This is a genomic window from Nostoc punctiforme PCC 73102 (genome assembly GCF_000020025.1).
GTDB lineage: Bacteria > Cyanobacteriota > Cyanobacteriia > Cyanobacteriales > Nostocaceae > Nostoc > Nostoc punctiforme.
This window is the reverse complement of sequence record NC_010632.1, coordinates 198664-218467: the sequence shown is the minus strand read 5'-3', so window position 1 is coordinate 218467 and position 19804 is coordinate 198664. Positions and strand designations below refer to the sequence as shown.

Here is a 19804-nt window from a genome sequence, read left to right as displayed (position 1 = left end):
TTACAATTCTAATTCTTGTGAATTAGTGGTAGTAGGTTGTTGTGGAGTGCGAGATTTTTGGGAATGTACTTCAACCTTGGGGGTATAGGTATTGTTAATAACCTGGCTACGAGTATTGAGCAAATCCTGAATCACATCATTCAAAGGAGGAAGTGAGATATTCGTTTGCCCAATGTTCTGCTGCTCGAATTGACTTTGAAGGAAAATTTTCTGGTAAAGTTCACGTTGCTCCCCAATAGTCAGCTTGCCAGTTTTTGAAAGTTTTTCCCGCAAAGGGTTGTTGTACTGATTGGCAACACTAGACCAAGTTTTATTAGTTTCTAAACCGTGCCAATGAGAGGCGATGTCAGGGTGAAGAGGCACGAGTGTATCACGCTTCTCTTCAGAAGAAAACTGTGGCTGTGGTTCTTGAAAAGCCTGCGATCGCAAATCATTAACAATGTGGGCTAATGGTGGAAGCACAATATCAGTACGCCGAAAGTGATTTATCTCACTCCAGGCTTGGTTTTGAATTTGCTGGTAAAGTTCACGCTGTTCACCAACAGTTAACTTTCCAGTTTGCTGAATTTTAGATTGAAATTCTAAATGTCCTTGCACTACAGTCTCATGACTTGAACCATCTTTTTCTAACTGCTCCCAATACTGTTTCAAAACTGGATGTAGTGGTAGTAAAACTTTATCTAAGTTAGAAGAAAAATTTGGTTGTGATGGTGTTGTGCTGTTAGGTGTTGGTGTAGTTGAGTGTGATACAGCGTTCTGTTGTTTTGGAAAATTAAAACTTGCTTCTTGTGGGTTTGATTGTGTCTTGCGATCTGTTACGTTGGGCGTAGATTGAGTAGATTGGTGTGACTGCTCCTCGTCTAAATTACGGGTAATTTCGGGATGAACGGGCAAGTCGATATTACGGGTGTCTGTCGGGTTGCCAAATAATGTTTTGTAATTAATATGTAGTTTTTGGGACAGCAAACCCAACTTTTCCAAATCAGCTTCAGTGATAGCCAAAGCTTTGACTTGGTGAGTCATCCCAGTTTCAGTACGCTCAAATTCAAATCTTACGGCTTCCCTTTGCAGACCCCCAAGTTCAGTTTTGAATAGCTGTAGTGTAGATTTGCCACCCGCTCCTTGCTGGAAGAGAATGCGGTAATTATCCAAGGTTAAGTCATCTTTCTCGAAGTTTCGGATAGCACCCATCATCACTTGTAACACTTGAGGTTGTTTGAAACTTTCTAAAATATTGTGTGTGCCACTAGGTGAAACCGAACTCAAGACAGAAGCAATTTTACGTGGGTCATCATCGACTGAAGGTAATTGTTTACCAGATTTGAGATAATCTGCGATCAACAAAAATTCTTGCCTCTCAACAGGCAGGATATTAATCGGATAATTTTTGGTATTAAAATCTTGAGCCAGATTCACCCGTCGCACCTGGCTCCAACGATCTGCCATGAAGGTCATCAACGGCTTATTATCGTGGCGACGGTAAATAGTGTAATCTTCGCCTTTTTTGTTAATAATGAAAGCATCGGCTTGGTAAGTTAGCTGATTGTCTTTAGTTTCCACACCATATTTTTTGACTAAGGCAACAGCCGCCTGTGCCATCGCTTGATTTTCTGTATCCTCAAGTTGTCGTCGTCGGTAGTTGCGTTGGTAAAGGGTAACATCCTGCGTCTTAGCCCAATTCGGAATTGGTTTTAGGGGAGGAGTTTCATTTATTGGTTTCTTCCTCTTCCAAGGAAACCAGCTAGATGAACCAGCATTAATTTCTGTTTGCTGTGTTGATAACTGGGTGGTTGTGTTGGTTGGTTGTTGATTTTGAGAGGCTGATTGATTCTGGGTTGTGGTATCTAATGGCGGAGATTGCTTGTTGTCGGTCGATACTGGGGCAACAGTATCGTTGTGTTGTTGTCTTGCGTTAGATGCGAATGAAGTTCTTTGATTTGCTGATGAAGGTTGCTGTTGTAGTTGACTAGATTTAGCAGATGATGAAGAAGTCTTAACCTGGAGATTACATAGCGAAATATTTAGCTCGGATGCAAGCGCTTTGGAACTTTCATCAGGAGATTTGTTTTCTTGTGCTGGTTGATTAACAGATGAGGAAGGTGTTTGAGCAATTAAATTCTCTTGCTGAGATTCGTTGTCTGGTGAGACAATCTCTTGTGCAATTGCAGCAGCCTGATTTTTGTCGCCAACTTTCTTGGTTGTACCATCTTTGAGCTTGATAGTTGAGCGTGATTCCAGATGGCGCAAATCATCCCATTGTTCTAAGGGTAAAGCTTGGGACTGTAACAGGGCAAAAGCTTCACTCCCTTGAGCGACGATATAATCATCCACACCTTTATCTGGCCCAGGTAGGGAAATCACACTCACTTTGCAACCCGCCTCCTCTAGCAATTGTCCAGTACGCAAAGTGGCAGCATCAACATTGTTCTTGGTTTTGATGCTGCTATCAAAATCAAAGCAGATTTTGAACTCTCGCCCTGTAGTAGCAAAAACTGCTAACTCAGGATGCAAAAAGTGAGTAGCATTACTTTTTGCACTCTTGTTGTCAATTTCGTCGTCGGGTGCTTGATTTTCCAGTACTTCAATTTCGTTGTCATCAATAGCCTTAGTTTCATCTGACTCTATGGCAGCAAGTGTTGCACCCTGCTCACTTTCCTTTGTATTAATTTTATTCTCAACAGGATTTTCAAGCTTCTTAGTTTTATAGTAGCCGCCGTTAATTCCTGCTAATCCAATTGCTGCATCACCTTGGCTTAACAGACTAGCTGCTTTTTTGGCTCCCTCAGTAATGCTGACTGGGATATTGTGCTTCCAAACACAGTACCAAAAGCTACTTTTGCGATCGCTATCGGTGGGATTAACTTGCGCTTTTTGGTAAATACCTTGTGCAATATCGTCTGGGACATCAAGTAGAAAGATACTTTTTTCAACTCCTGGTGGATGTTCATATTTGGTAAATTTCCCTGGAATCACTACAGATTTACCATCTTTATTCTCCGTTTTTGGTCGCGGTTGATTGGGCTTATAGCACCCCCAGGCTTTCCAACTTGATTGTGTTGCTGGTGCTAACTGCTCGAATTGGGCGGGGTCTACACCAGACTTACACCACCAACCACCAGCTTCGATATGAGAATATGCGTCACGCCACCCCTTAGATAATTGCCCTGTATTGAGGCGTTTGATATTGTTGCTGTACAACAGATGTTCCCATGCAAGATGCTCCTGTTCTATCGGGTCAATGTGCAAACTTTTAAAGTTCATCTCGGCAATGCCAGGGGCGATCCCACTTTTTCCTACTAGTTCTTGCCAGTGCTGCGTATCTATGTGTGCGGGGGCTGAGGGAATATCTTGAGCTTGTGAATTTAATTGGTTATTTTGATTGTCTTTTTTCACATTACTTGCCTCAATAGGAGACAAAAAGCTAGTCAAACAATCTTTTAAATAATTATTAATCTCTTTATCTAGCTGATAAACAAAGTTTTCCTCAATTCTATTAAGCGCCTTTATATTAATATTTAATGCTGTAAAAGACTCGGCTAAGTATTTATTGACATCTGCTTGAATTTCGACGGCAAATCTGTTGTCAGGAATTATTTTATTAATTTTATCATCAATTAGTGAGAAACCGATTTTGCCATTACTTTTGACATTAGCAACAAAGGTTTGATGGTCAGCTTTAATTTTTAGACCTAAAGATTTGGCAAAATAATTTATTTTCTCTGTTTGAGCTTTTATCGGTTGAGTAATAGAATCTTCGGTATATTGTGTAGTGTCTTCTACCACTATCTCAGAGCGAGGAATTCTTGCATACTGAGATACAGCTTCTGCAAGCGAAGAAGCTGCTTGCTTCTGAACGCTTACCGGTGGAGACACAAACTGATTAGCCTTGGGGTCATATTTCTCCCACTTCCACCCACCGTTTTCATCCCGACTCATGGCATAAGTCTGTTTCCCCTGCTCCCAATACAGCCTTTTATTAATAGAAGCTTCAACTTTCTGCTTAATATATTCATCAATATATTTAGCTAGAGGATAAATCACATTACGGATAAAATACTCACTGCTATGAGCATAAGCAGAACTTAGTTGTAAATGCCTTTCGTCAAACATATTTATTAGGGTGTAAGGATTGCCTCTTGTGAGTACAGGGGACAGGGGGAGCAGGGGGAGAGGAGGAGCAGGGGGAGAGGAGGAGCAGGGGGCAGGGGGGCAGGGGGAGCTAATGTTTTATTAGCCAAGGTGATGGATTATTAATCATGTTGACTAAACCACCAAGAATGCGATTATAGGCTCCATACAATTCTCTGCCAGATTCAACATTAAGATAGTTGCATTTAACAGCAAACTCAATCCAAGTTTGAGTTTCTGCTGACTCTGCTTGTCTGCGACACGCTCCGCGAACACAGTTATTTAATTTAGCTACAAATGCTGCTTGGTATCGCCGTTTTCTCCATGCCTCTGCAAAATTTGCACATACAGAACGGGATGATCTACGAATTTGATCTGTTAATAAATATCTTTCTTCTATCGGGAAACTTTTAGAAAGTTCAAAAATCCGCATAGCTGTATCAAATGCCATTTTATAAACTTCTAAATCCTTATGATCTTTAATAGCCTGTTTATTCATTTCTTTCCTTGTATCTTCTATTTATTAAACAATCTCTTTCTCCCCCTGCTCCCCTGCTCCCCTGCTCCCCTGCCCCCCTTGCCCCCTGCTTCAAGAGCCTCAAGAGCTTCCCCTCTTACATTCTTGTTTAACCACAACAGTTGCAGAATCGTCTTTGCAAATATTTGTTATGAACGGGGTTGTCGATGACCAGAGAACAAGATTGGCGCAGAACCTCATATTGTTGCCAGTTAGCCCCCAAGCATTTGATATCGATGAGCTTACCTTGGGGTGTAACGCGATTAAAAATAATATGAATATAAATATTGCTAGATTGAATATCTAAAAAACAGATATACTGCAAATCATGCCAGCCGATACCGTGAATATATTGGTCAACAATTTTCAGGCAAGCTTCTTGGTTTAGTTGAATATAAATGTTTTTTAAACTGATGAGATTATATATGCCTAAATTTCTCAGCTTTGGTCTAGTACCAGATAAGGTATTAAAGTCATCAATAATCTGAGGCAGGGGATGATTAATATCAATAAAACTACCATTGGCGAGAATATACTGTTGGGATAAAGTTTCAATGAAGCCAAAATTATCAATCTTCAGTTCTTCAATCATTATTTTCATAATTGTTATCTCATTATGTGCTTGATATAAAAACCCGATATTAGAAAACCATAGTGTCAACATCTTGTGATGTTAGATTAGGATTAGAAACTTGAGAGTTTTGGGGAATGGGGAAGCGTGAATCAACTTGCCTAACTCGCAAAGCTAAATCTTGCCCAGAGGGAAACTTCTGTGTACTCTTTCTAGCTAATAAACTGACAATCCTTGCCCATTTAAGTTGATTGTATTTATCAATATTTTTGAGTGACTCATTAATTTTGATGGTTTTGAGTAAAGGAACAGACCCCTCCTTTTTATTGGCATAAGCCGGATTAATAAAAACACATTTACCAGCAATTAGTTTGAGAAACTGAGCCGATTCAAAAAGCTTTCTAGTTTTTTCTTGGTCACTAATACTAGTGCTATTATTTTTACTACCAGTAGAACGGCTTTTTTGCTTGTACTTAATCTCTTCATCACCTAAGAAGCTGGAAAACAATTGCGCCGACTCGTTCTCACCAGGATTAAAAATGAATTTAGTGCTGCAAGCACCAAGGATAGCTTTAGCAATATCCTTACCGTAGTTCTTCTCAAGCTGCCCCATATTTTGGAAGCCGATAATACCGCAGAAGCCCTCAGAACGAGATTCATTCAGCCATCTATATAAATCAGGCAGATAAATAGACGGTAATTCATCCAGTGCAACGATCAGTGGATCTTTCCGGCGAGAAGCAATATTTCGGGCGATGGTCATGTGTAAAATGCTGGTCATGAGAGGCCCTACTGCATCTCGGCGTTCTCTGTCCAACCCAAAGATAATCATTTGCTTACCTTTAATTTCTAAAGGTAAAGTCGTCTTTCCAATGAAGCAGCCTAGTGTGTTTTTCGCCATAAAGCGAGTGAACATGATACTGGCGGTAGCAACAATGCCTGCAACAGTTTTTTCAGATGCAGCAGAGCTGAACAGTTGCCCAAAAGCAATTTTTACCCAAGGATTGAGAGAAGCAGCCATGAGGCGTTTGACCATTTGTTCGCTAGAAAGTATCGCGGCGCAAGTCATAACATCTGCGAATTGACCGAATTCTTTAGCTAACATCAGAATTGCCTGAGTCAACTGATCACCAGATGGGCCGAAGAAACCGTCTTCAGTTGAATTGCCCAGAAGTCGGAAATTCTTATTGATAACAGTAGAAATTTGTCGGGACGATTCGGCATCACTACTATCCCGGAGAAAATCTAGAGGATTGCAGACTTCAGATTCAGGAAATCCCGGTGCAAAGATGTGAACATCATAGCCCTTATATTTAGCATAAGCAGCAACTTTCGCTTGAGATGGGTATTTGAAGTCATAAACTATACATGGAAATTCCTGATCAATTGCCGAGTAAATCATCGGGTTGATGGCGCTGAATGTTTTTCCACTACCGGGAGCGCCGATGACGGCTGTACCTCGTTGCACGTCAGGTATATAGAAAGTAGCGCCACCACCTTTTCCCTGATGCTTACCAATGTAAAGTGCCGCACTATCACATTGGGGATTGACGATTTGCAAGATGGCTTTTTTCTGAGCAGTAGCAGTTTCTTTACCACCACCCCAATAAGAGGTAGCGATTTTCTTTTTGTTACCATCGCCAAAAAATACCCTCATCAAAATATAAGCACCAAGTAAGGACAAAACTGTTAGTCCATTGGGGGTGAAAAGAGAGTGAGTGTACTTGCCAATTGCGTCATTATGATTTTGTAATCGCTCAAATCGAAATCCTTGAGGATTAGCGCTATTTATTTTGAAAGATTTGCTCATTTTAAGGTAAAGAATTAGGTTGACCAAGAACGATAGGGTCTTTCTCCTGGTAGGCAATAAAAGGTACAGGCCCTATGAAGTAGGGGCTGCAAGTGCGACCAATGAAGGGGATGGTTTTGCAGATACGGAAAAACATAGTAGTCTCGACAGAACCACTGCCTTCATCAATATTCCAAACTACTTGCTTAAAGCTGGAGCCAAAGGGGTTTCGACCAGTAGGCTCTTTACCACCATTGAGAGCTTTTAAAATGCCAAATCCACCATTAACCTTTTGGGATTTCCCAGATATCCACTGTGTTCCAGTAGTCTTACCAATGCCTGACATTTCCGTATGAGCGCAATTATTTTGTAGACAGGGAACATTAAAGCCATCTTGGTAGCTACCAGATATGGAGCGTGTGCGGTTAGCTTCAATATCTCCCAATGGCAGATCAACTTTGGCAACAAATGAAAGGTCAAGTGTTCGTAGTCCTGGCAAATTATCCCATGTCAAAGTTGATAGTCCAGGTACTCCATTAATTTTGGAGTCTTGCCAATTTCCAAATCTATTAATAGATGTGTTTTCAATGTCGAAAATAGATGTTAGTGAGTAATTTTTTAAATTTATTACTCTTCCTAATGGAACGTCACGTAAACGAGAATTTCGGCTGGCGTTACCGATTGTGCCCCCAGTAATTCCAAATCTTCTCAAAAAATCGCTCACAGGTTTAACACTTGTAACATTTCTATTACCTAAGCCAGGAATCGCTTCGGTTAAAGATGGTAAAGTTTGCCATTGGGTTAATTGAAAATCATCTAATGTTAACCCACTTAAATTGATTCCTTGTGCTGAAGCTATGATTGAGAGATTTAAATTTTCTATTGCTAATTGAGGTGTTTCAAAATCTCCCAGTTCCATAAACTCGCTAATGCTTTGTCCTGCCGTCCAAGTTCTGCTTTCTGTACCTTTTGTGCCTGGGTAGGTAACACTGCTACTTACAGAAATAATCATGTCGCTAAAACGAAAGCGCGACCAATCAGGAGTAAACCCATTAGGAGAATTTACAATGGGTACTTGTGCTGAAGCCTTGGGCAGCAAAAAGCCTACAAAAGAGTTCAATAGCTCATATCTTATGAAACTATGAATCAATAAGCTACCTACTAAACTAAAAAAGATTAGGTAACGTAAGGCGTTATCATTGAGGCGAAAAGATGATTTCATAAACTATTACCTTGTCTTAAGTTATCAGAATTATTATTCAAAGCAATTAATTTGTTAACTAAGTCTTCAGAGACAGAAGCCTTATTAGTAGCAGTAGAAATGTCATCACCTGCTTGTAAATAACCAATTAACTTTTGCAAGCGCTGGTGTAGTTCATCTTGCTGAAGAATCCATCCACTTTTAATAGCGACAACAATACCGCCTCGAATTTGGTTAATTGTTTGCTGTGTTTTAACTAATGATTGCAATTGAGGTTTTGGGGTTGTTTGTTCTCGTGCCACATCAGCCTTGATCGCCACCTGACTATATTTAGGAGTGCCATTGCTTGTTGCTAACCGAAAGCTGTAAGCTTTACGCTCACCAGAGGATGACTGCGTAATTACTGTTAACAAAGTGGTAGATGTTTGCGGTATTCCGGGAATGTTTACTTTCTTGATCCGTCGCAGATGAATCAGCCCAGCGCCTCCTTTAGAGCAATTCTGATCCAGTCCCTCTAAGCAACCATCTGTGTCAAGCAGGATTTGCGATGGGTCATCTAACCAAACTTTTTTAATTGTCTCGCCAATTTCATAGAAAGAAATTGCTACCCCGTGACCATTCCAGACGTTGATAGTTTGTAGTTTGGCCTGCTCTCCACTAGCCATTGATTGAAAGATAGTGCGAACAACTGGGGCGGCAATTGTGGATATTGGAGTCAGGGCAATCGCTAACGCTAGAGTGCCGCTTGTAACCGTGCTAATTATGCTTTTCATGGCAACTCTAAAGAACGATTTACATTAAAGGTAACTTTGGTTCCCTGTGGAATAAACCAAGTATTAGGGCGAGAAGTAATTTCTTTAGTAGCACGTTGATTGCGTTGACTAAGATTTTGACTAACTTGACCAAAAAAACCTGACATTAACGCACCAGTAATATTGCGCTGATTGCCACTACTACGTGTGCGAATCCTGCCTGTGGATTCATCAAGAATTTCTTCTTCACTATCCGGTTGGTTCATAATCTCCCCAACCTTCCCCAATGCAGACACAGCACCGCCAAACAAGTCATTTCGTGCAATCTCGCCACCCCTGTCTTGAAATCTCCGAGCTATTAGGGGTCTACCACCAACTCCTGTCACGGAAATCGCACCCGCAGAAATCGGATATTCTGTATTGTCTTTGATGATCGCTCTGACATAAGCAACAGCGTAACTGCCGCCATCAACCGAAGCTAACTCGACTGCAAACATTGTTCCCGAAGGAATTGCCACTTGCCCATAGTTATCGCGTAAATCCTCTTGCAGTCGAGCAACAGACCTAGTGTTATTAGAGGTTAGCGTTTGTGTCTGTGTCTGTGTCTGCCCTGAATTATTAACTGTGGCTTGAATTAAAGATGTAACAAGGACACCACTAGCAAAAGTGCCAACTGTCAAATAACGAGTTTGCTTACCTTGGAGAATTTGGCTTTCTTGAGGTAAATAATTGTTAGCTAAAGTAATCTTGTTAACTTTAGAAGTTGCTTGCCACCTGGGGCGGATCTTTTCAATCGACTCGCTTAAGTTTTGCGGCGTGGTTTGGTCAAAATTGTTTGTATCTGTTTGTTCATTCGGTTGATTTTGAATTGCTTGAGCTTGAGCAAGATATGGATCTAATGAAGATTGTTTACTGGTGCTAGTTTCGGTGTAGGCGATTTTGCCATAAGAACCGATGCTGCGGAGTTTGTTCAATTGCTCAAGGGGATCTAGGGGCGTGAGTGTCCGTGCAGATATAGATGGTCTTGGAGAAAAACTCGTGTGTGTTGGTGGCGGAGTGTAGGTTCTAATCGGCTGTGGTGCAGTCTGAGTTACGCGACGTGGTTGTGTATTTTGAACAGAACGTGGCGCAGGTTGTGGAGATGGTGGGCTAGATGGCACGACCTTTTTAGTTTGAGAAACTGGTACTGGCGCTGGTTGGTCAAATTTATTTTTGTTAATGCGACCTAACTCATCTTCTTGATCCGACAGAGCGAGTTTTGCACGCGCATCACCGTCTCCCTCATCACTTTCTTGGGCTTGTTCAGTGGTCGGTATTTCCTGCGTTTTCAGAGCAATCTTTGGTGCTGGTGCGGGATTGAAAACACCATTGAGCATCAAAAATATCGCTAAAAATCCAACTCCAAAAGGGACAGCAATTATTGCTAGTCTTGACCAAGGAGAAGTGACAATTGTGTGCTTAGTCGCTACTAATAAACTTTCCGGTTCTGGTGCTTTTTTACCATTAGTTTTATTAGCATCATCTAGATTCAGCAAATCCTCTAAAGTCGATACAGACCCATTTTTATTATTCTCTTCACTCATTTCCTTTTGCCCAAATCTAAATCGACAATTTCGGTAATTTCTAATCCGGCTCTCCGGGTGGCGTAGATTTTCTTAGCTAATTCGCTAGTGTTAGCTGGGATATACTCTGGATTAGAAATTGATGAAAGTGTAATGGTTTTATTAAAAGTAATCCCTTTGCCGGAATTATCACTACGTTCAAAAGTTACCAGCGTCCCAATAAAATCTATTTCCCATTTTCCATCCCTGAGTTGCCGTGGCTGTGAAATAAATCTAGGGATTAAAGATACTTGCGTATCACCATTAAATATGCTCGTCGGAGTAATTGAGGCTAATTTTTTCAGAAATGCGGCTCTAAATCCTCCATTTTCACTCAAAGCAAAGGCAGCATCATAAGCTTTACTTGTGACTCGACTATTAGATTTATTATTAATCTTGCCTACTTCTACCCCAGTATCTTGTTTAGTAATAGGTTCGCCTTTTTCATTGAAAACTTGTACTATCCCATCCCAATTAAACATCTTAATGAAGGTATCAGAAATAAACTTTCTAATCACTTCATCAGAGCGTTGCCCAGGGTCTACTGCCCTAGCGGAAATCGTCTCACCTGATGATAGTTGTACCAGGGCTAATTGCTTTTGATTTAGTATGCTGATTGCCCCATAATTGAGAAATTGTAATAAGAGGGAAAATCCCGCCATTGAAAACCCAACTAAAGAGATTATTCCAACTCGTGTTGTCACGTATTTGTTGTAACTAAGTAGTTGTAATGGTTCTCTGGGTTGAGTTTTACTTTTTTGATTCAGCATAGGTTTTATTGTCAGAATTCAGGAGTCAGAATCCAGGAGCGGAGCCGGAGACGCTCCGCCTCCGGTCAGAATATTAGAGAAGAAGAGTGAATTCTTTTCAATCAATAGAAGATTTATGCACTCATTGCTTTTAATTTCTGGCTTCTGAATCCTGAGTGCTGAATTCTTACGTTTTATTTAGCTAATTTCCCGACTAAACTACCACCTTTAGTAGCAACACCTTTAGCAACCTCAATGGCAATCCCACTGTAAGTTTCAGCAGCTTTATTAATTTGAAGTAAAACAGAAATGCCACCACCAGCCGCTAAACCTGTAGCTAAGAATGGTGCAATTATACCAATTGTAAATAGGAAGAACATTGGCTGATAAGATTTAGAATCAGCAACTAATTGCCCGGCGAAGCCAACAATGATATTGAAGCAGAGTTTTCCAAAACCTACACTGAAGTATCCTACTAACCAACTGTAGATTGATTTAGCTCCGTAAGGTAGCAGAGAACCACCAACAGCTATAGGCCCCAGCAGTGCTGTTACGAGCATAGTCAGTTCAATTCCCCATTGATAAGCCCCATTCATCCCGACTAAAATTATCGTAACTATGTCAGTAACAGCAGACCCAACAAAAGCATTAAGGGGAGATAAAATTAAATCCATTCCATTTGCTTGGCCATCTTTCACATCATTAAAAGCATCGATAGCGCCATCAATTGCATCTATAAACCAAGAAAAAACTCCATTATTTTTGTTAAATTTATCTGGATATTTTTTGGTTAAATCTTCTTTAGCTTGCTCCAAACAGTTGATTTGTTCTTGTTGACTTAAAGATGAATTTCTACATTTATTTACAGCAATACCAATAGCGCTACGTGCTGCTTCAGTTCCCAATGCACTTTCATACGCTTGCTTGAGATCAATTCCTACCGCCGCTTCGCTAAGAACTATATTATTTACATTATTAATATAGTTTCTAATCCCCAAAGTTGACTTTCCTAGTACATCCCCCTTATTACTGAGCAAAAGAACTACTATTAACGGCCAAATAAAGTCTGTATAAGCTCTTTGTTCTTCTCCCGCCATCATTTTTTTTGTCCATTCAACAACAAAGAAAGTTAGTGTTGCTACAGCAAATAAAGCTCCGACTATACAAATTGCTGAATAAACACCACCTGTAATAGTTTCGTTCCAAAGCTCATCAAATCCTTGCGCTATTGAAGCTGCATTTTCTTTTGCTAAATCAGCTAAATCACCACCATCTAGTTTGGCTAGTAAAAACATAATTTGAATCCTTGCTCAATACGTAATTTTGTCAGATATTTGAACGCTAGTTGATTGTTTGTATAGGAGGAAAAAGCTCTTGTAACTTTACCTCTTACTGTGTTTATATATCCTTTTAATCAGTCAGCAGAAGTAGGATCTAGCCGTGCATTAAGTACGACTTCATGTACTAGAGATAATCTGCCATCTTCTTCGGAGTTCTCCTTTTTCCGTTGGGAGTCAAGATGATCTGCCACTTGCGTCAGCATCAGATTAGAGTAAGCATTGTCCTGTCGGGCTAATAGCGAATCAGTACGTTGTTCTGCTAACATCGACACAATTAAGCCGTTCTGAGCGGCGATCGCCTTGAGAACGTTTTGAGAGGCATCCATGTTCTGAGCTTCATCAGAAATATCTTTTGCAAGCTTAACGATTTGTGCAGTAGTATCAATCTTGGCTTGAGTTTTTTGTTGCCCCTTTTGGCTGACGACGCTAGCGACAGAAGCCAAAGCTAGGTCACGTTCCAACTTCTGTGCTTTTTCTTGGGCGACAGGATAAGAATAATCATCTTTGAGCGTATTTTTCAATTGTTCGGCCGAAGCAATCGGGTCGGGCGCACCCAATTGACCGATAGAATTATCAATTGCCGCATTAGCGTTTTCTGTCAGGTCAGCCCAAGCACTGTTAATTTCATCGGATGCCCAGGTTTGAATTTCCGAAACTTCTCCTTGAAGATCCGATACGATAGAACTAAAAAAATCGTTGATGCTGATGCCATAGCTAGGTGCAGCAATAAATAAGCTGACCAAAGTCGCAGAAGCTATCGCACCAAGAGTCAATTTATTCATGATTGGTTTCATCTTACGCCACCTGCTTTAAATGTAAATTTGAGAGCAATGTTTTAGCCAAGTCTGATAACTCTTCTGTCCGAATCATTCTGATATAATCCTCACTAAATTTGACTAACCCAAGCATAGGATTATTGTGATAGTGTTTAAGAAACAAACTGCGTAATTCCTGCTCGTTGGGATTATTAGCAACTGAGGCTAATAAACAGTAGGCAGGATAATAGCGACAGAAAGTTAGCTTGCCGTTATCATCAAGCAACCACTGAGAGTAAATCCCCTCCTTTTTTGGATAAAAAGCTTCTGTACTATTGACCCTGATGATCTCGGTAGGATATTTAAAGCGAACGATAAAAGGGTCAACGGCTGATGATTGAATCCTGCCTACTAAACGTGTAGTGATATTGGCAAATATCTTTTGTGCAGATGCACTCTGATATATGGTCTCTGGTTCTTGGGCAGAAATAATAACGCGGATACCAGACTTAGCACCATTGGCACACAATCGCCCAATTAACTCCGCTATCGCATCAAATTGGAATAAAATTGGTGCTTCATCAAGGAAGAAGATCGAAGCTTTTGATGATAATGCGCGACGTAATGCAGCAGAGTATGCACTAAGAGCGAGTATGGCAGCATCAGCTTCACTCGATAAATTACGTAAAGCGAATACTAGCAATTTGGCATTAGTTCTAAAACTAGATGGGCGTGAGATGGATTGCCCGACCCTGGTACTCAACCAATAATTTATTCTCAGCCTGATTTGCTGTAAGGCTTCGGAAATCTCTTGACTCTTACTAGCAATAGAATCTAATTGTATGAAAGCTGGAGAACAAAAATTATAAAAATCTTTGAGTGTCGGAGTCTCGTTCCAATATTGAGTCCCAAATCCATTTTGTATTGCTGACTTGTAGCGTGATTTAATTTCATCATCATTAAAAAATGTTTTTAAAGCTAAAGCAATGATTGACTCAATATTAGTGGTAATCGTTGGGCTGACACCAATCATGCTCGTCCCCATCACCATTGTCATCAGCACTGATTTGAGAAATTCCTTAAAATCGTTCAATCGCTCATTTCTCAGTTCTGCATCCAAAGAGCGCAAATCAGGTAGTTCAAAAAGATTGTTTGATTCTTTGGAGATGTCAAAGTATGCGCCATCTTCACCCAGCAGATTTGTGTAGTCGGTGAATGTAGAAGTACCATCTGGTTTGGGATAGTCTAGTGCCACTACCGGAATATCTTGTGCAAGTGCCGGGGTAAGAATACCTGCCACCAGCACTGATTTACCTGAACGAGTTGCGCCGAAGACTGCCAAATTCTTGTGGTTTTGGTACAAGTCTAAATGTACTGGTGTGCCGCCTTCTTCTGCAATTAACTCAAAGCCAGTGCGATCGCCTGTGGCAGTCCTAATCAATGGCATCAGCCCTGGTGCTTCCGAACTAAAATATGGCAGTCGGCGGTTAAAAGGCTTGGTTAACAACGGCTCCCAAACAAATGGGCAACACTGCAACCATAGCTTCCAGGCGTATTCAATCTCCCGGTCTACTACTGCCGGACGCAAGAAATAGCTGGCAAGATATCGGCAAGCTTCGTCTAATTCCCGTGGGGTTGGGCGGTGGACAAGAAAAGCAACTGCGGTATGCACTACTACACTACCTTTATATATTGTCTTCTGCGCCTCTACCGCTTCTTCAATATTCATGCCTGATTTGACATCAATATTTCCTTTATCTGTAGATAAAGAAGTGCTGGTAATTGATTGCTTGGTAATGCGTTGAAGATTTGTTTTAGAGATAGTTTGATTTGCCTTTGTTACCTGACAAATAACCTCGGTATCATAAATACTATCTCTAGAAATTAACTCCCACAGATATCGCAATTGAGCTTGCTCGTCATACCACCCCCCTGGCTTTTGGCTGAAGTTGAGCGCCCCAATATATTTATTTTGTAGTTTTACCCATTTTCTATCGAAAAATGGCACAGACTCCTCATTCTCTAACATCTGGTGGCGGATGTGAAAATCGCTCGTCTGAGTTTCTACTAGTCCATCTATTGGGTCAATTTTTAATGGATTAGGGATTGCCGGAGGAGTAGAGTAATTAAGCTGTTGCCAAATTGTTGACCAAATTTCTTCAGCACTTAAAACCCTAATCCCCAACTTCATCTTGTTGCCCAGGATAGCTGACCACTGTAAAAATCCATCGTTAAATGAATTTTGCAGAATATTTTCAATTCTAGTATTGTTATGAGCGTGAATTTCACCTGTAAAGCGAAACCAGCCCTTTTCTAATTTTCTAATCAGAGATTCTATAAAATCCTTAGACCGTTCATCGTCATCAATAACAGTGTAAGTACACCATAGTCTCAAAAACTTATTCTTCCTAGCTCCACTTTCCGTTAGTTTTTTAGTCCTTAATCTTTCACTACGTATTAACAATTTTAATTGGTCAATCTGACAATTACTCTCTAGCTTGGACAGTTCTTCTTGTCGGTGATAATCAGACGTAAAAGAACCTAAATGTATTGTTAAGTTTTCACCTTCGGGAATTTCTTTTAGCCCCCCTTCTATCCCCTCAAATATTGGCAGCATTTGCGATGATTGTAAATTCGGATGAATCCCTAAACAATCAAAGCAGAATTTGATTTGAATATTTTCGCCTTTTTTGAGAATTAATGCGCCTACGCCCTGCCTACCTCCTAAATTTAAGTCACAAATTCCCCCTAAATGGATAATATCTTCAAAGGGAGTAAGCATTTTGGCAACACTAATCTGCTCGTTTTCTAATGCGACTTTACCTAATTTATCTTTAACTTTCTTAGAAAATTTTGGCATAACTTTACCAATCACTGAAATTTAACTAGAACTTAGAACTTATTTTTCTTCCGACTTCTGTTGTATTGATTGAAATCTCATATATCCCCTACTAATCCGAGGGACGCTGACGAATTTACCGAAAAAGTCTTTATTTGTAGAAATTGTCCACCATGTTGCCCATCCCCAAGCAATACTTAATCCTGTACCTAACCAACTTGTTTTCAGTAGATAATTAAAGATAAATACATTGACTACTGCTATTAATGTCCAGGCAAATATTTGATCGGCAGGGAATGGCCCTAGTCTTGGTCTTTCTCCTAAAATCCGATTTACTGTCCGAAAATCATGTTTATTTGACATATTTACTGAATTTAATCACGAGTTATCAGCTATTAATTCAAATACGTATTTATCAATAACTGATAACTTAAAAAGCTTTCTTACTAAACCTGAACAATCAAACCAGTAATTAAATCTCCAACAAAAACTGCCATAACTATGATTAATGGAGTTCTTGCTAGTGTCTGCCAATCTTCATCGTTCCGGGCAGATTGAATAATCTGAACTAGACTAATCCCAACATATAATAGGAATAAAGCTCTCAATACATTGAAAAAAAGTGCGATAACTGCTGCTGTTTGTCCATTGCCGGCATTACCAAAAGTGTTGGACATCCAAGTTTGAGCATTATTGAAAAACTGAGCATTAGCTGGAGCCGCCGCAAAATCAATTAGACAAATTACTGCTAACAGTGCAAATAACACTGCATACAGATTAACTCCATACTTTCGTTGTAGTTTATCGAAGTTAGTAAATAATGCTTGTGACTGTTTCGGCAAGGCAATGACCACGGCAGACGCAATCATAAATCCACCCATCAATATATTGTGGACAGACATCTCTGCTATCATCAACACACCAGTCACACCCATGAGTGTAAGTGTGCCTTTTTTCGCCCTGTCATTCTTTGGAGAAGGTGAGAGGGTTGCTGTTGACGAAGCGGAAAAACTTTCTGGGTATTCGTAGTCAGTACGCATCTGTTTTCGTTCTCCTGAACGATGTCTTGAGGGATAGGCACATTCTTGAATAAGTCAATCCCAAAATCGAGGTACTCTGGTACTGAAAAAAACAGACCTGTAGTACTGGAGTAATATTACTAACATAAATAATGTACGTAGATAGAAATTCTTTGTTGTATTATCAGTCTTTTTGCTTGATTTACTTAAATTTATACTTATTTATTAGTATAAATATCTGTACTATCTCTTCAGTAAGTGTTAAATAGGGGGGATTGACTATTGGCTAGCTTTATGATGTGAAATATTTAAATTAGCTTTAACAAAGTTTGGGGGTTTAAGTCCCCTACCTAATTAAAATCCCCGTTACAAAACTGTACTTCCGACTTCCGACTTCCCACTTGTTTAAGTATCCCCGCTCTCCATAAATTCAGCTTTCCCTTCGATACCTCACCATGTTTTGCATCGTAACTAAAAACTGTTAAAACTTGATTGCATGTATATAACAAATATGTATAATACTTGCAGCTTGTACTTCAGCATTTGTTAGAAGTAGATATTGGGTCAAAACAATTCAAAATTCAAAATTACAAGACGCTCGCAAGCTCGCTTGCCGCCGGCGCTATCAGTAGGGGCTTGAAACCCACCACTGATAGCGTAGCATTAGCAGTGTAGGAGCGTCTTGTAGACCACTGATTCAAAAAATCAGTGGGGGCAAGAAATAGCCAATTAATTCAAAATTATTCTTATTATTCATTTTGAATTTTGAATTTTGAATTTTAAATTTTGAATTTCATTAAATGGTCAAGCAAGGAAATTGGGAATTAATTTTCAGTCAAGAGTCAGAATTCAGGAGTCAGGAGCCAGAATGTTGGAGAAGAAGAGTAAATTCTTTTCAATCAATAGAAGAGTTATACGCTCATTGCTTTTAAATTCTGGCTTCTGGCTTCTGACTTCTGGGTGCTGAATTATTACAATTTTCATAATCATTTGTTGGAGTATTTATGAGTAAAAGAAAAATATTTACAGCACTTGTTTCAATAGGTGTAGCACTTTGCTTAGGAGCTTGCCACTCTGATGCGGACAACGTTGCTCAGGCAGAGAATGACTTAAAACAGGCTTATGCTGCAAAAGTAACTGATGAACAAAGCCAAAAAGATAAGGAAGTACAGGAGCAAATAAGGCAATATGTAGAAGAGACACCTAACTTATATAGAATAACTTGGAAGGTATGCGGAGATTATAGAAGTCGTCTGCGGGATGGAGTAAGATGTAGCGAAACTAAAATTCCCAAAACTAAAGGATATGTTGATCCCGTTTATGTTTGGGCAGCTAATGGGGTGCAGTTTGTTAATAAGCAACACTTTGTTAATAGCTATTGGGCTACAGGATTGTTTGTCAAGTCTAAAGGATGCTTGAACTCAGGTAAGCCAAAACAAGAGCAATTTTATAATGTAAAAAATTTCACCAGAGATAAAACGAATGCTGTTCCTACCGCAGCAAACGTGAAGATTGAAGCTCTGTCAAAGCAGGAAAAGCAAACAGTAGTAGAATTTGCCTTCAAGGACGCAGAAGTAGAAAATTATGCGCTGAAAAATTTCGGTGTGTCAGCAACCACAGGATTAATACCCACTGGGAAAACTTGCTTAACATTAGACGAATGGAAGAAGACGCAATCGTAAACATCAGGCACAGTCGCTTCCTTGGATCGCAGTTCCGTTGCGGCGACTTCCTCCATCTCCAGCACAACCAACCAACGCAATTCAAGTCTAATTCTTTCTTAGATAAAGAAAATAATTTAACTTGTTGACCTCTTGTCCCCTGCAAGCGGTAAGTTAACTTTAACCCCAGTTGGTCTAACAACAACCCCAACAGCCAAATCGGTTTGGGGTCAGAAGGAACAGTGAAACCCAAAATTTTTGATGTGAGCAGCGCAGTCAACAGCGATGGCGTACTCGCTCTTTTCGGTGGCGATCGCCGTTTCTAAGTTAGTTCAGCCAGTAAATAGTTTTGCTCACGCACATCAGTTATTTCTCAAGGCTTTATAGCTTTTTATACTTAAACTTTGCAGTCACTGATTACTTCATGCTTTTATTAAGCGATGGCGTAACCGCAAGAGCGTAGCTGATCGCTCTATGAAAATCGCAATTTGCCGACCATTGGTCGGCAAAAACTAATCCTTTATATGAGCCAAGATCGAGGGTATTAAAAGGAGCGGGAATTTGCAGACCACCATGCCAAACGATGTCTGTGCCTTCCCTTATGCCCTCTGTATTACTGTGTTTTTTGTAATCTAAAACACTTTGCTTTACGCAATTATAATTACTATAGGCATCGCTATGCAGTAAAACTTTCTGCATGATACTCATCTAGGTAAATAGGCTAAATAAACCTACCAACAACATATTTGTTTACCTAGACAAGTATCATGATATAGCACGGTGGTTTGGTTCGATGTTAAAGTTGTATTTTTAACTGTGTAATTTACGACATCATAAACTAACTCGCAATCAGCTAAAGTCCCTTCAGCCATCAGGGAGCAT

15 protein-coding genes are annotated in these 19804 nt (G+C 40.0%); 1 reads left to right on the top strand and 14 read right to left on the bottom strand.

What is annotated here, in order from left to right; translation table 11 throughout:
* From NPUN_RS36255 to NPUN_RS36195, 13 genes are all read right to left on the bottom strand, one after another.
* Nucleotides 1–4110, bottom strand: coding sequence for a DUF3854 domain-containing protein (locus NPUN_RS36255; protein ID WP_012413328.1), 4110 nt, complete (start codon nt 4108–4110; stop codon nt 1–3).
* A gap of 109 nt (nt 4111–4219) precedes the next feature.
* On the bottom strand, nt 4220–4627 hold the full coding sequence (locus NPUN_RS36250) for a four helix bundle protein (RefSeq protein ID WP_012413327.1): 408 nt from the start codon (nt 4625–4627) through the stop codon (nt 4220–4222).
* 127 nt (nt 4628–4754) lie between these two features.
* Nucleotides 4755–5246, bottom strand: a complete 492-nt coding sequence (locus NPUN_RS36245) for a relaxase/mobilization nuclease domain-containing protein (protein ID WP_012413326.1) — start codon at nt 5244–5246, stop codon at nt 4755–4757.
* Nucleotides 5247–5286: 40 nt separating this feature from the next.
* Nucleotides 5287–7026: a type IV secretory system conjugative DNA transfer family protein gene (locus tag NPUN_RS36240; RefSeq protein WP_012413325.1), complete on the bottom strand. Its 1740-nt coding sequence runs from the start codon at nt 7024–7026 to the stop codon at nt 5287–5289.
* 1 nt (nt 7027) lies between these two features.
* Entirely contained in the window at nt 7028–8227 is a 1200-nt protein-coding gene (locus NPUN_RS36235) for a hypothetical protein (RefSeq protein ID WP_012413324.1), read from the bottom strand.
* On the bottom strand, nt 8224–8979 hold the full coding sequence (locus tag NPUN_RS36230; RefSeq protein WP_012413323.1) for a hypothetical protein: 756 nt from the start codon (nt 8977–8979) through the stop codon (nt 8224–8226). The genes NPUN_RS36235 and NPUN_RS36230 overlap by 4 nt, the downstream gene beginning before the upstream one ends.
* The gene (locus tag NPUN_RS36225; protein WP_012413322.1) at nt 8976–10541 is read right to left on the bottom strand and encodes a TrbI/VirB10 family protein; all 1566 of its coding nucleotides are present in this window, start codon (nt 10539–10541) and stop codon (nt 8976–8978) included. Before NPUN_RS36225 ends, NPUN_RS36230 begins: the two co-directional genes overlap by 4 nt.
* Nucleotides 10538–11329 carry a hypothetical protein gene (locus NPUN_RS36220; RefSeq protein ID WP_012413321.1) on the bottom strand — a complete coding sequence of 264 codons (792 nt, stop codon included), beginning with the start codon at nt 11327–11329 and terminating at the stop codon, nt 10538–10540. The genes NPUN_RS36225 and NPUN_RS36220 overlap by 4 nt, the downstream gene beginning before the upstream one ends.
* Nucleotides 11330–11502: 173 nt before the next feature.
* Entirely contained in the window at nt 11503–12603 is a 1101-nt protein-coding gene (locus NPUN_RS36215) for a hypothetical protein (RefSeq protein WP_012413320.1), read from the bottom strand.
* 119 nt (nt 12604–12722) lie between these two features.
* Nucleotides 12723–13442, bottom strand: coding sequence for a hypothetical protein (locus NPUN_RS36210; RefSeq protein WP_012413319.1), 720 nt, complete (start codon nt 13440–13442; stop codon nt 12723–12725).
* Nucleotide 13443: 1 nt separating this feature from the next.
* Complete coding sequence (locus tag NPUN_RS36205) at nt 13444–16263, bottom strand: hypothetical protein (protein WP_012413318.1); 2820 nt, start codon at nt 16261–16263, stop codon at nt 13444–13446.
* A gap of 39 nt (nt 16264–16302) precedes the next feature.
* Entirely contained in the window at nt 16303–16605 is a 303-nt protein-coding gene (locus NPUN_RS36200) for a hypothetical protein (protein ID WP_012413317.1), read from the bottom strand.
* A gap of 83 nt (nt 16606–16688) precedes the next feature.
* Nucleotides 16689–17282 (bottom strand): hypothetical protein, encoded by a 594-nt coding sequence (locus NPUN_RS36195; RefSeq protein ID WP_012413316.1) that lies wholly within the window; start codon nt 17280–17282, stop codon nt 16689–16691.
* Between the two features lie 983 nt (nt 17283–18265).
* On the opposite strand from NPUN_RS36195, the gene NPUN_RS36190 reads away from it, so the two are divergent.
* Nucleotides 18266–18943 (top strand): hypothetical protein, encoded by a 678-nt coding sequence (locus tag NPUN_RS36190; protein ID WP_012413315.1) that lies wholly within the window; start codon nt 18266–18268, stop codon nt 18941–18943.
* A 396-nt stretch (nt 18944–19339) separates the two neighbouring features.
* On the opposite strand, the gene NPUN_RS36185 is transcribed toward NPUN_RS36190, so the two are convergent.
* A complete protein-coding gene (locus tag NPUN_RS36185) occupies nt 19340–19621 on the bottom strand; it encodes a hypothetical protein (protein ID WP_148220503.1) in 282 nt (93 codons plus the stop codon).
* Between the last annotated feature and the right edge of the window lie 183 nt (nt 19622–19804).

Bases quoted from the DNA above. Each gene is read 5' to 3' on its own strand.
- NPUN_RS36255 (WP_012413328.1), bottom strand. From the start codon at position 4,110: ATGTTTGACGAAAGGCATTTACAACTAAGTTCTGCTTATGCTCATAGC.
- NPUN_RS36250 (WP_012413327.1), bottom strand. From the start codon at position 4,627: ATGAATAAACAGGCTATTAAAGATCATAAGGATTTAGAAGTTTATAAA.
- NPUN_RS36245 (WP_012413326.1), bottom strand. From the start codon at position 5,246: ATGAAAATAATGATTGAAGAACTGAAGATTGATAATTTTGGCTTCATT.
- NPUN_RS36240 (WP_012413325.1), bottom strand. From the start codon at position 7,026: ATGAGCAAATCTTTCAAAATAAATAGCGCTAATCCTCAAGGATTTCGA.
- NPUN_RS36235 (WP_012413324.1), bottom strand. From the start codon at position 8,227: ATGAAATCATCTTTTCGCCTCAATGATAACGCCTTACGTTACCTAATC.
- NPUN_RS36230 (WP_012413323.1), bottom strand. From the start codon at position 8,979: ATGAAAAGCATAATTAGCACGGTTACAAGCGGCACTCTAGCGTTAGCG.
- NPUN_RS36225 (WP_012413322.1), bottom strand. From the start codon at position 10,541: ATGAGTGAAGAGAATAATAAAAATGGGTCTGTATCGACTTTAGAGGAT.
- NPUN_RS36220 (WP_012413321.1), bottom strand. From the start codon at position 11,329: ATGCTGAATCAAAAAAGTAAAACTCAACCCAGAGAACCATTACAACTA.
- NPUN_RS36215 (WP_012413320.1), bottom strand. From the start codon at position 12,603: ATGTTTTTACTAGCCAAACTAGATGGTGGTGATTTAGCTGATTTAGCA.
- NPUN_RS36210 (WP_012413319.1), bottom strand. From the start codon at position 13,442: ATGAAACCAATCATGAATAAATTGACTCTTGGTGCGATAGCTTCTGCG.
- NPUN_RS36205 (WP_012413318.1), bottom strand. From the start codon at position 16,263: ATGCCAAAATTTTCTAAGAAAGTTAAAGATAAATTAGGTAAAGTCGCA.
- NPUN_RS36200 (WP_012413317.1), bottom strand. From the start codon at position 16,605: ATGTCAAATAAACATGATTTTCGGACAGTAAATCGGATTTTAGGAGAA.
- NPUN_RS36195 (WP_012413316.1), bottom strand. From the start codon at position 17,282: ATGCGTACTGACTACGAATACCCAGAAAGTTTTTCCGCTTCGTCAACA.
- NPUN_RS36190 (WP_012413315.1), top strand. From the start codon at position 18,266: ATGAGTAAAAGAAAAATATTTACAGCACTTGTTTCAATAGGTGTAGCA.
- NPUN_RS36185 (WP_148220503.1), bottom strand. From the start codon at position 19,621: ATGCAGAAAGTTTTACTGCATAGCGATGCCTATAGTAATTATAATTGC.